14 protein-coding genes and 2 pseudogenes are annotated in these 14,237 nt (G+C 64.2%); 8 read left to right on the top strand and 8 right to left on the bottom strand.

What is annotated here, in order from left to right; genetic code table 11:
• Position 1: 1 nt before the first annotated feature.
• The 3 genes and pseudogenes from H4W80_RS16410 to H4W80_RS16400 all read right to left on the bottom strand — a co-directional run.
• A complete protein-coding gene (locus H4W80_RS16410) occupies positions 2–190 on the bottom strand; it encodes an excisionase family DNA-binding protein (RefSeq protein ID WP_192785894.1) in 189 nt (62 codons plus the stop codon).
• Positions 187–1,587, bottom strand: a complete 1,401-nt coding sequence (locus H4W80_RS16405) for a replication initiator (protein WP_192785893.1) — start codon at positions 1,585–1,587, stop codon at positions 187–189. Before H4W80_RS16405 ends, H4W80_RS16410 begins: the two co-directional genes overlap by 4 nt.
• Positions 1,588–1,800: 213 nt before the next feature.
• Positions 1,801–3,168 (bottom strand): annotated as a pseudogene (locus H4W80_RS16400) (IS481 family transposase); the annotation flags it as partial.
• Positions 3,169–3,554: 386 nt separating this feature from the next.
• On the opposite strand from H4W80_RS16400, the gene H4W80_RS16395 reads away from it, so the two are divergent.
• A complete protein-coding gene (locus H4W80_RS16395; RefSeq protein WP_337960012.1) occupies positions 3,555–4,868 on the top strand; it encodes a pentapeptide repeat-containing protein in 1,314 nt (437 codons plus the stop codon).
• A 789-nt stretch (positions 4,869–5,657) separates the two neighbouring features.
• Here H4W80_RS16395 and H4W80_RS16390 read toward each other — a convergent pair.
• On the bottom strand, positions 5,658–6,449 hold the full coding sequence (locus H4W80_RS16390; protein WP_192785890.1) for a hypothetical protein: 792 nt from the start codon (positions 6,447–6,449) through the stop codon (positions 5,658–5,660).
• A 445-nt stretch (positions 6,450–6,894) separates the two neighbouring features.
• Positions 6,895–7,143 carry a tyrosine-type recombinase/integrase gene (locus H4W80_RS60730; RefSeq protein ID WP_318786897.1) on the bottom strand — a complete coding sequence of 83 codons (249 nt, stop codon included), beginning with the start codon at positions 7,141–7,143 and terminating at the stop codon, positions 6,895–6,897.
• Positions 7,144–7,161: 18 nt separating this feature from the next.
• Here H4W80_RS60730 and H4W80_RS60725 point away from each other — a divergent pair, with 18 nt between their 5' ends.
• A complete protein-coding gene (locus H4W80_RS60725) occupies positions 7,162–7,407 on the top strand; it encodes a UTRA domain-containing protein (RefSeq protein ID WP_225963477.1) in 246 nt (81 codons plus the stop codon).
• 36 nt (positions 7,408–7,443) lie between these two features.
• On the opposite strand, the gene H4W80_RS16380 is transcribed toward H4W80_RS60725, so the two are convergent.
• A complete protein-coding gene (locus H4W80_RS16380; protein WP_192785889.1) occupies positions 7,444–8,142 on the bottom strand; it encodes an HAD family hydrolase in 699 nt (232 codons plus the stop codon).
• Positions 8,143–8,612: 470 nt separating this feature from the next.
• Here H4W80_RS16380 and H4W80_RS16375 point away from each other — a divergent pair, with 470 nt between their 5' ends.
• The 6 genes and pseudogenes from H4W80_RS16375 to H4W80_RS16355 all read left to right on the top strand — a co-directional run bounded on the left by H4W80_RS16375 (position 8,613) and on the right by H4W80_RS16355 (position 11,532).
• On the top strand, positions 8,613–8,921 hold the full coding sequence (locus H4W80_RS16375; protein ID WP_192785888.1) for a 4Fe-4S cluster-binding domain-containing protein: 309 nt from the start codon (positions 8,613–8,615) through the stop codon (positions 8,919–8,921).
• Positions 8,915–9,556, top strand: a complete 642-nt coding sequence (locus tag H4W80_RS16370) for a hypothetical protein (protein WP_192785887.1) — start codon at positions 8,915–8,917, stop codon at positions 9,554–9,556. The genes H4W80_RS16375 and H4W80_RS16370 overlap by 7 nt, the downstream gene beginning before the upstream one ends.
• Entirely contained in the window at positions 9,549–9,821 is a 273-nt protein-coding gene (locus tag H4W80_RS16365; RefSeq protein WP_192785886.1) for a phosphopantetheine-binding protein, read from the top strand. Before H4W80_RS16370 ends, H4W80_RS16365 begins: the two co-directional genes overlap by 8 nt.
• Before the next feature lie 9 nt (positions 9,822–9,830).
• Positions 9,831–10,895 (top strand): annotated as a pseudogene (fabV, locus tag H4W80_RS16360) (enoyl-[acyl-carrier-protein] reductase FabV); the annotation flags it as partial.
• A 49-nt stretch (positions 10,896–10,944) separates the two neighbouring features.
• Positions 10,945–11,031, top strand: a complete 87-nt coding sequence (locus H4W80_RS64560; protein ID WP_378526630.1) for a hypothetical protein — start codon at positions 10,945–10,947, stop codon at positions 11,029–11,031.
• 231 nt (positions 11,032–11,262) lie between these two features.
• Complete coding sequence (locus H4W80_RS16355) at positions 11,263–11,532, top strand: class I SAM-dependent methyltransferase (RefSeq protein WP_192785885.1); 270 nt, start codon at positions 11,263–11,265, stop codon at positions 11,530–11,532.
• 85 nt (positions 11,533–11,617) lie between these two features.
• Here H4W80_RS16355 and H4W80_RS16350 read toward each other — a convergent pair whose 3' ends face one another.
• Both H4W80_RS16350 and H4W80_RS16345 read right to left on the bottom strand, forming a co-directional pair.
• Positions 11,618–11,941, bottom strand: coding sequence for a hypothetical protein (locus H4W80_RS16350; protein WP_192785884.1), 324 nt, complete (start codon positions 11,939–11,941; stop codon positions 11,618–11,620).
• 1,678 nt (positions 11,942–13,619) lie between these two features.
• Entirely contained in the window at positions 13,620–13,961 is a 342-nt protein-coding gene (locus H4W80_RS16345; RefSeq protein WP_318786896.1) for a type I CRISPR-associated protein Cas7, read from the bottom strand.
• Positions 13,962–14,237 lie beyond the last annotated feature (276 nt).

The following is a 14,237-nucleotide window of genomic DNA, read 5'->3' as shown; positions in this document are numbered from 1 at the left end:
ATCACTCTCCTTCCGCGATCTTGGCGCGTACGTAGTCATCCACCCACTCGGGCAAGATCTTGCGGTGGCGGCCATCCTTCACGCTGCGAATCTGGCCGGACAGCACGAGGAACTTGGCCTTGGTCAACCCGAAGCCGAGCATCTCGGCGACCTCAGCCGTGCTGTGCCATCGCTTGGTGATCACGCTCATGAACACACCTCCTTTCGCGCTGCGCTGACTGGTGGCGCGTTGATGCCTGACATGGCCAGGAACGATTCCCCCGGGGTGTAGCCCTGGCCCGCAAAGCTCCAGTGCGCAAGCACGAGCGTGGAACCCTCGACCAGCTCAGGACGTGCGTCGAGGAGCTCGGCGCGGCGATAGTCGACGCGTTCGGCGCGGATGGCGCCCAAGGTGGTCGAGTAGGCGCGCGAGCGAGTGGAGAAGTGCCCCCGGAAGCCGAGCATGTGAGCCCACTTCCGCAGCCGCAGCCCCGTGAGCTCTGGATGCCTATCGGGGTTGCCGAGCGCCCAGGAGGTGCGGATCAGCCGTGCCGCGTGCATGGTGGCGCCATGCTCGTGGAGCCGGGCGAGGTCTTGCGGGTAGACGCGGCGATCTAGAGTGCCGGAGGCTTCGGCGGCTTTGGTGGCGTACTTGGCCACGTAGGCCGCTACCGCTCGTTCGGACAGGGCGCCATCGAACTCGCTGGTCTGGATGGCTTTGACGTCGACCTGGCGGCCCCATGTGAGCTCTTGCGTGGGCTGGCCGAGGTCGGGGGCTTCCAGCTTGACCGCTGTGGCGGCCGAGCGGATCGCGCCATCCAGCACGTCAAGGGTGGCCCACGAGGGTGGCTCGACCACGTCGGCCAGATCATCGGTGCGACCATCGAGCCGGATCACCGCGTGGAAGTGGACCACGCCGCGGGCTTGGTATTCGGCGACCTTGGCGAAGGAGACCCGGACCGCTTTGTTGAACGCCGTCTGGGTACAGCCCGCGGCGGCGGCCAGATGGCGGCGTAGGTAGATGGTGAAGCGGCGCCATAGTTCGCCTGCATGGGCGTTCCACAGCACGTGCCCAACATAGTCATACGAGTCGGGGTCGAGGGGTTGGCCCAGCCGCGTGTCATCGGCTTTGTGCCGTTTGAAGCATGCCGGACCGTTGCGGCGCGGGTGGCAGACGCGGCGCGTGCCGTCCTTGTCCGGACCGCGGTGCACCGGGCCGAACGAGGGCGCCGTCAAGGTGGCGAACACGCGCGGGTGAGCGCGCACTGTGGCCGGCACGCCCTTCTCCTCACCGAGCAGGCCCGCGCGGATCAGATGGAAGGTGTCGCGCCGGTAAAGCTCCGCGCACGAGGGGCAGCGAGAGGCGCGCCGGTTGCCGCACCGGACCAGGAGTTGCCCGTGGGGTTCGGTGGCGGTGGTGTAGCTGGACAGCACCTGACCGGAGGCGGCATCCAAGGTCATGGTTTCGCCGACCAGGCGGACCGGTTCGGTGCAGCCGCCCAGGCGGTGCACTTGTTCCATCCAGCGTGAGAGGTCTTTGCCGGAGCGTCGGGCCAGGTCGCGAACGACCGGCCCGACGCATTCAGCCAGCACGGTGGGCGTGCTCACTGTTCGACTTCTCCAGTGCCGTCACAGGTCGGGCACCTAATCCACTGTTCGTGCTCTTGGCCGGAGCCATCGAGGATCGTCCCGCAGCAGCTGCCGGGTGTCGGGGTCGAGGAACATCAGCGTCTTCTCCTCGATCCGGATGGTGACCCGGCGCCCGCCAAGGATCTCGGCAGCCAGCAGATACCGGCCGGCCAGGCTGACCAGGCCGTACTTGTTCACCGTCCGCTCCACCTCCACCACCGCGTCGTTCTCGGCCTGCGGCAGCGGCGATGGCCCCGCCGGGCGGCCACCATCGGCGAACAGACGGGCCAGGTCGTTGGTGGACAGATGTGAGCGCAGGCTTTTCAGCCGCACCCCGCCGACCAGCAGATGGATCACGTTCACATCCGCCCAGAAAGTGATCACCTGACCGGCGCGGGCCGGCCCGAGCCAGAACTGCTTGCCCGCCACGCCCAGGTTGCCGCTGGCCGGCACCACCCGGTCGAACTCGATCGGCCCGCCCGACCACGACGCCGCCGGTGTCGTCGGCCGCCTGGCCACCTGCATGTCCTCGTTGCTGCTTTCCCGGCGCTTCGACGCCGCAGACGAAACGTCGGACGCCATCTCCTGAGCGGCAGGCACCGGATCGGGCTGCGCGGCCAGGATGGTCGGCAGGCGCAGCGGCAGCAGCTCCCGCTCGGCCGCGCTCACCGGCGCGAACCGGTCGGCCGGGACCGCCATGTCCAGGCTCTGATGCGGCCTGGCGGTGTTGTAATGCTCCACCCAACCATCCAGCTCCGTCTGGAACGCCGCCAGGTCCTCGAACGGACCGGCATCATCCAGCAGCTCGCGACGCAGGCTCTGATGGAAGCGCTCCACCTTGCCGGTCGTGGTCGGCGAACGCGGCTGGGTGAGCCGATGGACGATGGCGTTGTCCCGGCAGATCCGGTCGAACAGCACCTCACCGCCATGGCCGAACCGCGCGGTGAACTGCTTGCCGTTGTCCGTCAGCACCTCACCCGGCGCCCCGAACGCCCGCAACGCCTCGACAAAGGCCAGGCAGACCGCCCGACCGGTGGCCCGCACCACCGCCTTGGCGATCACGCAGAAGCGGGAGTGGTCGTCGACGCCGGTGACCACCTTCACCTCGCGACCATCGGCCAAGAACACGCCGCCGACGATGTCCATCTGCCATAACTCCATCGGCGCTTCACGCTGCCAGCGACGGAAGACACGCTTACGCCGCCCAGCACCCGGCTCGATCAGGCCATGGCGCACCAGCGCCCGATACACCCCCATCCGCGACGGCGGCGGATCCACACCCCTGCGCCCAGCCTCATGCGCCAACCGGACCGGACCCCACCGCGGATGCTGGCGCCGCAACTCACACACCAGCACCTCTACTTCCGCCCTCATCTGCGACGGAGACGAATGCGGCCGCCGAGAACGGTCCACCAGACCGCCCAACCCCGACTCCCGATAGCGCGACACCCAGCCCGACAACGTCTGCCGCGCCACTCCTACGTCGCGGGCGACCTCGGTCACAGAGCCGCCGGCCAGCACCGCCAGCACAGCCCGATACCGCTGCTCGACAACGGACATATCCACCAGGGCCAATCCCGGCCTCCTGACGCGCGACGCCGCAACGACGCACGCCAGACTGGCCGAAAACAGCACCTGTCACCGATGTCTTGGGATCGACGTGTCAAGCATGTCCCGGGACAGGACAATGTGATGCCTGGTCGCCCTGTTACAACTTTCCTTGCGGGTTCAAGCCCGCCGCGCTGCGGCGGGCACTAACATGATCAGCGGGGATACGTCTCGCCTACCCCTCCGTGCAGGAGTCCAGACGACATCCGTCTTCCCTATCGGCTGACAAACGTCAGTTCTGCAGGCATTGTTGCGCTATGCCGCGATCTCCCGGCCGGTGGTTCCATCGGCCACCAACACACATCCGGTTGGCCCCGATCTCAGCCGCGTTGACGGTCATGCTCGTCGGGGCTGTGGCTTTATCGGTAGGGCTCATATGGGCGGCGCTTGCTTGGCTGGGCGTTCCCAACCGATCTGGCCAGTCGGTGACAGTTACCGAAGTCCTTGAGGTTATCAAGATCTCGTTGGCCATCGTAGCTGGAACCGGTGGCGTGGTGGCCTTGATCGTCGCCTACCGGAAGCAGCGGGTCACTGAGGTTGGCGAGCAACGTGAACAGGCCAAGCTGTACGCCGAACGGTTCGACAAGGCCGCCGACAAACTCGGCAGCGAAAGCGGGGCCGTGCGCCTAGCCGGCATCCACGCGCTTGCCTCTCTGGCCGACGACTGGGTGGGGGGACGTCAAATGTGCATTGACGTGCTGTGCGCCTACCTGAGAATGCCTCGCGGATCCAGGCCAGACGCGACCAACCCGGAAGGTTTGGTCGCATGGCATGGCATGGCCGAGGTTCGGGCCACCGCAATCCGCCTGATCAGTGCGCACCTTCAACGTGGTGCGCCTATCCCATGGCATGGTCACGATTTCGATTTCACGGGTGTCACTTTCGACACGCGTGCGAGCTTCGCAACCGCCGTGTTCTCCGCCGGCAAGGTGAGGTTCGACGGAGCCGTCTTCTCCGGTGGCAGGGTGACCTTCGATGGAGCCGTCTTCTCAGGGGGCACGGTCAGTTTCGATGGAGCCAGCTTCTCTGGCGGTGAAGTTAGGTTTCTGCGCGCGACCTTCTCTGGCAGCACTGTCAGCTTCGAGGACGCAGCCTTCTCGGCCGGCACAGTCGGCTTCGACGAGGCCACGTTTGCTGGCGGCAAAGTCAGATTCCCGCGCGCGAGCTTCTCCGGCGGCAGAGTCAGCTTCGATGGAGCCACCTTCTCAAATGGCACCGTCAGTTACCACAATGCGGCATTCTCTGGCGGGTCTATCAGCTACATAGGCGCTCTTTTTTCCGGTGGCTATGTCAGCTTTGGAGGCGCGACCTTCTCCGCTGGGATATTCAGCTTCGAAGACGCGAGGTTTGCTACTGGGGCTATCACCTTCTCCGGCTCAATCTTCTCGGGTGGCATGGTCCGGTTTGATCGCGCCACGTTTCGTGGCAGCTCCATTGCGTTCGCCAACGCTGACTTTGCTGGCAGCACAGTTGCCTTTGATAACTCCATCTTCGACTACGCGCCTCTCTTCCGGGACGCGAAGTTTTCCGGCGGCGTAGTTGATTTGAGGCTAGTCCAATGGGGCAGTTGGACTGCTCACTTGCCGGAACAAGCACCGGGACTGTTATTGGCCACAACCGATAGCGTGACAGAAGATGCAGTAGAATGTTAAGGCATCCGGGAAGGCTAAGGGAAGACGCCCATGGCGTACAGCAATGCAGCTCGGTAACCACCTCGGCCCCAGCCAGCTCGGACGATCAAGAATCTTCACAGAGCCAGCATCAGCCTCACCAAGCCCATCCCTCCGACTATTTCTCCTTTGCCGACAGCACACCGCCGCGCGTGACCATTTGACAAGCCAAGCCCTTGCACCTGCGCGCTCGCTCGCGGCGGGCTCCGGCTCTTCGGCCGGTCCCGCCGCGGCGGCGCGCGTGCCGGCAAGCGGCACCACCGAGAGGGGATGGGGTCAGGTACGGCTTGGAAGCGTTGCTCCCCTCCATGTCCCTCGATCTCCTACCACACGGCAGAAGCCGACAAGCGGCCCGCTCGCAGCCCCTGTGTCCGCGGTCTGAGCTGCAAAGACTCACGGGCCTGCGCGAGGAAGGAGCTCCACCAGGAGTGAGGGAAAAGAAAGGCGTATGGGGCTCCGCCCCAAACCCCGGCCCTCCTCGGAGATGGTCAGGGTGCTTGGGTGGTCCTCTCCTCGCCGGTCACCCCTAGGGACACCAGACCAGTCGCACCAGGGCAAGCCGCCGCCTGCACGCAGGACAACCAGCGCACACGGAAGGTCACCGGGATACATGTACACGCGAACGACGGCTTGCCCTGGCGCGGCAGGCCCGGTATGGCTACGCCTGCCCGACGAGGAGATGACCACAACACCATCGCAGAGGATCAGGGGGCAGATACAACGCAGGACGTCACTGGAGGAACAGTGAAGTAGCCCGCAGGCGCCAGATCCCTAATTGGGCGGGTTCGGCCTTTCATCGGTCTCGCTCACTGTCCACCCCACTCCTTGATTAGGGATATATCGTTTCGATTCAGATGAGGAAGTTATCTCAAACGGTTTGCCATTATTGTCGATTGCAAGCGTTCCATGGCTGTCACCGGACTGCCAGCTAAGTTCTCCTCTCCACGTGCAATAGCAATCAGTTGCGTCCGCATACACGAGTAGTGTTAGTGTGTCGGTATTGCTCACTGTCCACGGGAAGGTGATTGGTGTGACTTTCCAGTCGGCACCACCTGGGAGGCTCGGTACGCGTGAGGAAGACGCGATCTCAGGGGGATCTTTGTCAAGGTTGACGCGAACGAATGCAGCTTCCTCCGCACCGCCACAGTCAGGGCGCACCACAGCTCCTTCGATCGGGGGGCGGCGTTTTACAACGAAAAACCGTATTCCGGTAATTGTTATTTTGTCTGTATTTTCGCCAGCTACGTTAACGGTCACGGACGCAAAGTCTGCTACAACGCCACCATTGGACTCGCCCCATGTTGTCCAATTCTGGCCAGACCTGAAAACGGGAACCTGAGACATTGGTTTTTTGAAAACATATGAATTGATGCACTCGCCTGTGTCTTCAACTGCTGACAAGGTTACCTTGGGTGGTCTGCTTATAAACTCTACGACCTTGTCAGCAATCTTTTCCCCAAAAGCTGCTGCGGCTGCGATGATGGCTGTAGTCACAAGTATGGCGATGGTTATCTTTGGGCGCCCTGAGTTTGCGTTTTTATCGCCGGGCGATGGAGAGGTCATGTCGGCATGCTTTCACGGACACGCTAATTCCAGTGCCCTGCTGATATCAAAAAGATCTATGAGATCTGCAAATTGGCTCGATTTCGCTCAAGCTTTGCACTACAGAAGCTCGTTCCTAGGCATGGTCGTCACCGCCGTCCAGTGAGGGAGGTCTCCGCCCCTACCAATTAGCCCTTGGTCTAGGGCCGGTTGGTGCAGCAGTAGAGTGCAGCGACCCCATCAACCAACACTGACCATTGGCGATCTCTGGACGTCTCCCGACCTCCACAACGACTTCTGGCGACCTTCACGCCGCGAGTTCACACCGAAGAGGTCACTGGTTCGATCCCAGTATCGCCCACCACGAAGATGCAGCTGAGACGGGGTTTCGGAGAGATCCGGAGCCCCGTTTTTCGTGTCTGGAAGTCGATGGGAGCCAATCGGGGAGCCATCTCACTCGGACTCTCTACCCGTGTCGGCTGTCGCCGAAGATGATGTTCATCGTGTGGGCACCTTTGGTGGTCACCGGCCTGAGCTGGTGCCGGTAGACCGCTTCCGTGACGCTGGTGCCCGCGTGCCCGACGAGATCGGCGATGGTCTCGATAGGCACGCCCTGGTCACTCATGATGGAGACGAACGAGTGACGCAGTTCGCGGGGCGTCCAGGCGGTTCCGATCCCCGCTTGCTTGGTGATCTTACGGAATGCCCGTCGCACGTTTGACGCGTCGGCATTTTGGCCGCGCTCATCGCCGCCAACGTGCTCGACCCCGCGACGGCCCGTGTGCGCGAACTCATCGGCGCGCGGACGGCGACGAAGGACGAAGCAGATGCGCTGCGGCTCCGGCCCGGCGTGTCCGTCCTGACCGCTGAGCGCGTCACCCAGGATGGAGAAGCTCAGCCGGTGGAACTGCTGCACCGGGTAGCGAACGCACGGCGGATCCGCTTCCAGACCAACGACCTGCCGCTGAAGAGCCTTTGATTGACTTACATCACCAGGCCGAGGCTAGCTGAGCGGCTACGCTTCACGCACCATGGCCACGACCGCCTCCGTGTCCGCAAGGGTTGGCAGGATGCGAACCGCGCCAGCATCGCGCAAGTCATCAACGGAACTGCGCCCAGATGCCACAGCGACTACCGGCACCCCATTTTCTAGCGCAGCCTCCACATCCGCGGGCGTGTCACCAATGAGCACTGCATCCGCGGGCGCGGCCGGCTCCCCGAGTGCGGACGCGGCCCGCCCAAGAGCGATACGCACCAGCTCAGCACGAATGTCGTCGTCTTCGCCGTATGCGCCAATGTCCCAACGGATGTGTCTATCGAGGCCGAAGACCTGGAGCTTGATCTCGGCAACCATACGAACGTTTCCAGTCAACACGGTCTGCAGAACCCCAGGCATCGCGCCCAGTGCATCGAGGGCCGCAGCTGCACCTGGTAGGGCGTGGCCGCGCTCCCGCAGATCGGTCGCTCGCGCGAGGTGTGCTTTGGTGAGAGCTGAGGCGAACCGCTCGAAGCCTTCTCGGTTGGTCTTCAGACCATGCAGCTTTGCGGTCTCCCGGAAGATCACGGATTCGGTAATTCCGTCGATCTTCGCCTGCGTGCGCATTGGCACGCCAGTCACTTGCTCAAACGCCTGGGCTGACAGCTCACGGCCAACGCCCCTCGTATCGATGAGTGTGTGGTCGATGTCCCAGAGCACGATTCGGCGTGCTGCCATAGATCCCTCCAGCCGTCACTGCTACGTTCGCCCCGCGCCTGGTCCAGGCTGGCCACAGCCCACAACAGGCAGATGAGCTGCTGTCGCGGGTTCCGTCCTGGCCGTCCGCGCCGGCCGACGCCGTGGCGGGCCGCATCTGGCTTGCCCACCGACTGAACACTTACTGACCTTCCCCAGCCGTGGCCCCACACCCGCCCGTACGGTCACGGCACCCTCACCCCGGCGCACGAGGCCGGGGCGAACAGGCCGTGGGGCTGCGCCGCTGATTCGCAGCCCCACGGCCGGTCCCCACTCCACCACGGAGACTCAGCGGAGACTGAAGTGATCAAAGAAGGCCACGCGACGTTCATCCACGGTCGCGGCCCAGTGGTCCCCTACCGGAGGAAGTACGCATCCAAGAGGTCGGACGTGTTCGACCTCATCCTCGGCCGCTGGACTAAGCGGGCCTGGCCGAAGCCCCCTACCGGCCAATGCGAATCGAGTTCGAGATCACGAAGAAGTGCAACGACGTCTGCCCAAGCTGCGGTATGGGCGCCCAGTCCCTCCAAGCTGGCCGCTCCCTGCCTGATGCTCAACTCGACCACCTGCTGGCCGAGTTCGCCGACGTCGGACTCCCCAGCGTCGCCATCACCGGCGGGGAGCCGTTTGTCGCGATGCGTGCCCTGCTGCGGTTCATGTCCCAAGCCCGCGGCATCGTGGAGATCAGCAAGCTCACCACGAACGGCATCTGGGGATCACGCCTCTGGACCGGGTCGCCAGCATCATCCACCACGTGGTGACCGAGTTCACCGACCGGAACCTGAACATCGCCGTCTCCAGCCTCGCCGACCCAGCCGACCGGCAGCACAAGATCTATCAGCTCATGGAGCTGTACGAGCGGACCTACGGCGACTTCCCTCACGACCGAGTTCACAGCACGATGCGGGTCTACCTGGAAAACGAGCGCCTGCCGGGTCAGGCGGACATCCGCCGGCCGGGCCACACGACGGTGGCCGAGTGGATGGACGCGTGCTACGACTGCTTCGCCCCCACCGTGGGCTCCTGCATGCTGCCCACCGCGCTTCTCAAGGCCAACGGGAGCATGTACGCGTGCGCGGCGTTCAACGTGCCGAACAAGTTGGGTTTCGGCGACATCTTCGCCGAACCGGTCCGTGACATCCTGGCCCGGACGAACCAGTCGCCCTACGTCGCCACCGTACGCGCACGCGGCGGCCTGAAGGCGCTGCACGACGTGATCCTCCGCGCAGAGACCGAACAGATGACGTGCGGAAGCTTCTGCGGGTCATGCAAGATCCTCATCGACGACTTCGAGCAGCGCACCGGCCAGCGCACCCTCACCCGCACGGACCTGCCGCTGGTGCCCGCCGACGCCTTGTGGTCGCGCGTCCGCCCAAAGGGAGCCCTTCGTGGATGACGCGCTCATCGAGGAGCAGGTGATGGCCGCAGTCGTCGCAGTTGCTCGCCTCACACCAGCCGACTGCAAAGGCTCGGCGTTGCACCTCTGGAATGATCCGGGGGTCGATAGCCTCGCGCCGCTACGGCTGATCAGGCAGCTCGAAATGCAGTTCAGCATCACGATCCCGGACGAGGACACCGGCCAGGCTCACACGATCGGTGACCTCATCACGATCGTCCAACGCCTCGCGGGCACGAGGTCGCCCGCAGGCCCGACCAGATAAGGCACAACGATGACACGAATCATCGAACCGCGCGGGCGTGGGTTCCTTATGTTCGACTCCCATCCGGGCGGATGCGCCAAGATCGTCCAAGACATGCGCGACCAGGTCGCTCCTGCCCCCGCAGCGGGCCGCGACCGGCCGACCGCCCTGATCATCGGGTCCAGCGCCGGGTACGGCCTGGCCGCCACCATCGCCGGGATCCGCCGGTACGACATGCAGGGCGTCGGACTGGCCTTCGAGCGACCGCCGACCGACCGGCGTACGGCCACCGCGGGCTGGTACCGCACCGTCGCGACCGCCGAACTCGCGGCAGCGGCCGGCAGCGACTTCTCCTTCGTCAACGGCGACGCCTTCGCGCACGACACGAAGCAGCAGGTGCTCGACCTCCTCGGCAAGAGGTTCGAGGGCGGTATCGACTACCTGATCTACAGCATCGCCGCGCCGCGACGGACTGACCCGGTCTCCGGCCAGACCTACCAGTCGGAGCTGAAGCCCCTCGGGCAGGGCTACGGCACCAAGACCCTGGACTTCAGTGGGGACACCCCGACACTGAAGGACGTCCAGGTCGAACCGGCCACCGAAGATGAGAAGGCCGCCACGATCAAGGTCATGGGCGGGGAGGACTGGGCCCTTTGGATTTACGCCCTGGCCGACAGCGGCCTCTTGCGTGATGGGTTCACGACGGTGGCGCTGTCCTACATTGGGTCGCACCTCACCGAGCGGATCTACCGGCAGGGCACGATCGGCGCCGCCAAGGCCCACCTGGAGGAGACCGCGCTCACGCTGAATGGAGATCTTCAATCGGTGGGCGGGCGGGCGCTGACGTCGGTCAACGGCGCGGCCGTCACCCAGGCATCCACGGCGATCCCCGGAATTGCCCTCTACACCAGCCTGCTGCGCGGCGTACTCAGCGAGCTGATGCAGTCCCCGATGACGCAGGCGGTCGAGATGTGGGACCAGCTCACCGGGGTCCGGGATCTCACCCTTGACGAGGCGAACCGGCTGCGCCTCGACCGGTGGGAGCTGCACCCCCTCGTTCAGGAGAAGGTGACTGAGCGATGGGAGAAGGTCACCCAGGACAACATCGGGGGACCTGGCCGACATCGGCTGGTTCACTGGCGAGGTGCGTCGCCTGTACGGGTTCGACGTGGAGGGCGTCGACTACGCCGCGCCCTGTGAGCCGGATCTTCCCTGGCCGACCTTGAAATAAGACTAGGGAGTAGATGATGGTTGATCGCGATCGGATGCGGAAGCTGAGGAGTATCTGCGGCTTCCTCGCGGGTCGAGTACGAAAGCCGGCGCGCGCTACGACGCTGCAGCCGACAGGCTCTACTCGGCGGGCTTCTCCAACTTCGACATCCTCGCCGATGTAGGAGCTGGGCTGACAGAGCTGGACGTGTGTCTCAAAGTCTCCTGGGGATGGCGGGGACGGTACATGCCCGTGGATGCCTGGGTCGACGGCGTCGACCTGAACGAGTGGACGCCGCCCCGGCAATACGACTGGTTCGCCGCTCTTGAATTACTGGAGCACCTGGACAAGCCCGAGCGGCTGGTCCGGGCCCTTCAACGGCACGCAACCAAGGGTGTGGTGGTGACGACCCCGAATCCTCAGGTCTGGGATGTCCTGGCGATGGATCCCACTCACGTCACCAGCCTGGACACTTTCTACGGCAAATACCAGGACGGGATCATCGGGTTGTGGACGAGGTGACACACCGAACGTGCCGTGCTCTCCTCGCGAGGGAGCACGGCACTCCGTACTGGCGCTGGCATTGCCCAGCGCTGAATCCGACCCGTCACTTTCTCCATCGTTGCTCGTTGAGAAGCTTCCAGGCCCTCTTGCCTGCGGCGGTCCGGTCTTCTTTGATCTTGCCGATGACTACGTTCAGATATTGACCGGGGAATACCTTACGAATACCCGCCTTGCGACATGCCGAGATGTAAACGGTCGCTGTCGTGTTGAGGTTGGCGCTGATGTCGCATGTCTTGAGCGGTGGGCTCGCTACAGCGCTCGCGATCGTCGTGTCGTGCAGGACGGTCGCCGACGCGGCAGGAGCGGCGAAGCCAACACTAAAGCTGATCAGAAGGGCGGAAACGAATGCGGCAAGTTTTCTGTTCATCGAGTCCCTGATCGAGGATGTGCCGGTTCACAGCATTCGGCAGATGAATGAGGGGGGGTACCAGGCATGATCTAGCAGAGGGTTGCGCCCTTGACGCCATTGGTCCCAGTTTTGTGAATCCAGCCGGTGACCTGGGCCTTGATCACTCGCACCCGATACCAGACGTTGGATCCGCTGCCGTCCAGTTCGCCTGGCTGCCAGCAGATGACATCGAGTCCTTCCCCTCCCACACAGCTGTAGAGACGGTCGGGGACGAATCGCCTGACTGATCGCACGCCCCAACCAGCCACGCAGGTGCCGTCAGCGGCTGCGGCGGCAGGGGCTCCGCCGACGGCTGCGGCGGCAGGAGCTCCGCCAGCTGTCACAATGCCCGCGGTAAGGGCGAGGATCGCACCGCTGATTGCGATGGGCTTGCTTATCCGAATGCGCAAGATCTCTCCGAGGAGACAGGAGTTAGCCGCGTCGTCCTAACTCGGCGGCGGAAGAGCTTTTGACTTCCGGAAATCAGGTTCTCGCGCGGCCCTGAATTACCGCTGAAATTTGACTGAAACCGCAGGTCTCATCACACTAGAATTAGTGATCGACGGTACGCCTGATCAGACGAACGAGGACGAGCCTGAAGGTGTCTGGGCTGGAGCTTGCTCCGCTCCAAAGCGAAGAGCCAGCAGGGAGTAGCAACCTCGGCGGCGATCGCGGTGATGCCTCCTCGGTGACGGAGCCTGGCAGCAGGACGCCGTTGCCCGCCTCAGCGGCCACTGCGGCGATCCGCGCGACGAGGGCCCTTAGTTGCCTTACAACCTCGGATAACGGATCGTGGATCGCGGGGAGGGCGCGCCAGCGTCCCCGCGCGACCCGCGCGACCTGTTCGACCTGGCGCGCATGGCCTAGTTCTTGGAGGCGTTGGTAGACCCAGGTGCGACGCATGCCGGTTGCGCGCATGAGATCACCGACGCTTGTCCCGTCGGCGGGGGCCTGCCTCAGCGCGGTTGTCAGGGCCTCCTCGGCTTCCCGTACGGCGTTGTCGCGGGCGTGCCGGGGTGACGGTCGGACGGCGGGTTGTGGCGGCGGGGCGGGCGTCTCAGTCGCGCGTTGCAGGGCTTGAGCCGATACCTCGTCGAGGGACGGCCGGTGTTGGGCATGCCGTTCGGCGGTGGTCTGTACGCCCTCGTCGTCGAGGAGGTACGTGCGCGCGCGGCGGGGGATGTCGTGTTCCGGAAAGCTGATCAGGAACTTGCCGGGGGCGTCGAACTTGTGGGGGTGCGAGCCGGCTTGACCATGCCCTGGCCCAGGATGAGATCACCGTCGCGGGGTTCCCGAACGCGGAAGCACAGCCGGACATCCATCTGTGCGCGGACCGCGCTCTTGCCCATGGCGTCCTTGGAGGGGCGTTGGGTGGCTGCGATCAGGTTGACGGCTGGGGCCCGGTCGTCCACCGGGTTGCGATCCTCGGCCGCCGGTGATGACGACCGCCTTGCTCGACTGTGTCTTGCTTCTGTCTTCAGTTCTCAAGTTTAGATACGGGACTCACGTGACCCGGGCTCCGGCCCTCGTCCCGTTTCAGTTCTCGTCCGTCTGTAAGGACGGTCATCAGATGCCTGGTAATGCTGTAGTCGGCAGCACCAGGTGCGGCTGGCGCTGCCTTGCTGTTAGTGCATGATCCCTCGCGGTCTGCTTCGCATCAGATGAGGGGTGTGACTTTGATGCGGTCGAAGAGAGTTGTGGCGCGGGCGCAGCCGAAGGCGTTGTCGTGGCTGAAGATGTAGAGGCCTTGGATGGCCATTTCGCCGCGAGTGGCGCTGCGGTCGTGGTCGAATATGTTGGTCAGAGCTTGCCAGAGGGTGTCGAGGTCTTGGCTGGTGATGCCGGTTTGGAGACCGTGGGCGGTGCTGTAGTAGGCATGCACGCGATACAGGCCGTAGTGAACGGTCCATTTGGAACCCATTTCGGTGCGTTCGCCTTTGTCGATGCCGGCTTGGCGAGTTTGGGTGATGCGAGTGATGGCGTGGTCGACGGGGAACACGGGGTTCGGGAAGGTCGAGGCGTACGAGACGGTGGCGGTCGCCCTCCGGGGCGACCGAGAGTCGCGACGCGGGCACCAACCACGCCCTCGCCCTCCACGTCGGGTGGCGGTGGTCCTCCGGGGCGACCGAGGTCGCAACCTTGATCACACTGGAGTCGATATTCCACTGGGTGGTGTGGCCGAATTCTCCAGCAGGACATAATGATCAAGGTCGTGCTGGTTGCTTGGCGGAGGAGCACCGTCCATTCTTCCCGTTGAGCGGCCGAGAGGCGGTCC

The organism is Nonomuraea angiospora (assembly GCF_014873145.1).
Lineage (GTDB): Bacteria > Actinomycetota > Actinomycetes > Streptosporangiales > Streptosporangiaceae > Nonomuraea > Nonomuraea angiospora.
This window is presented reverse-complemented; position numbering and strand designations above follow the sequence as displayed.

Bases quoted from the DNA above. Each gene is read 5' to 3' on its own strand.
- H4W80_RS16410 (WP_192785894.1), bottom strand. From the start codon at position 190: ATGAGCGTGATCACCAAGCGATGGCACAGCACGGCTGAGGTCGCCGAG.
- H4W80_RS16395 (WP_337960012.1), top strand. From the start codon at position 3,555: ATGCTCGTCGGGGCTGTGGCTTTATCGGTAGGGCTCATATGGGCGGCG.
- H4W80_RS16380 (WP_192785889.1), bottom strand. From the start codon at position 8,142: ATGGCAGCACGCCGAATCGTGCTCTGGGACATCGACCACACACTCATC.
- H4W80_RS16350 (WP_192785884.1), bottom strand. From the start codon at position 11,941: ATGAACAGAAAACTTGCCGCATTCGTTTCCGCCCTTCTGATCAGCTTT.
- H4W80_RS16390 (WP_192785890.1), bottom strand. From the start codon at position 6,449: ATGACCTCTCCATCGCCCGGCGATAAAAACGCAAACTCAGGGCGCCCA.
- H4W80_RS16375 (WP_192785888.1), top strand. From the start codon at position 8,613: ATGCGAATCGAGTTCGAGATCACGAAGAAGTGCAACGACGTCTGCCCA.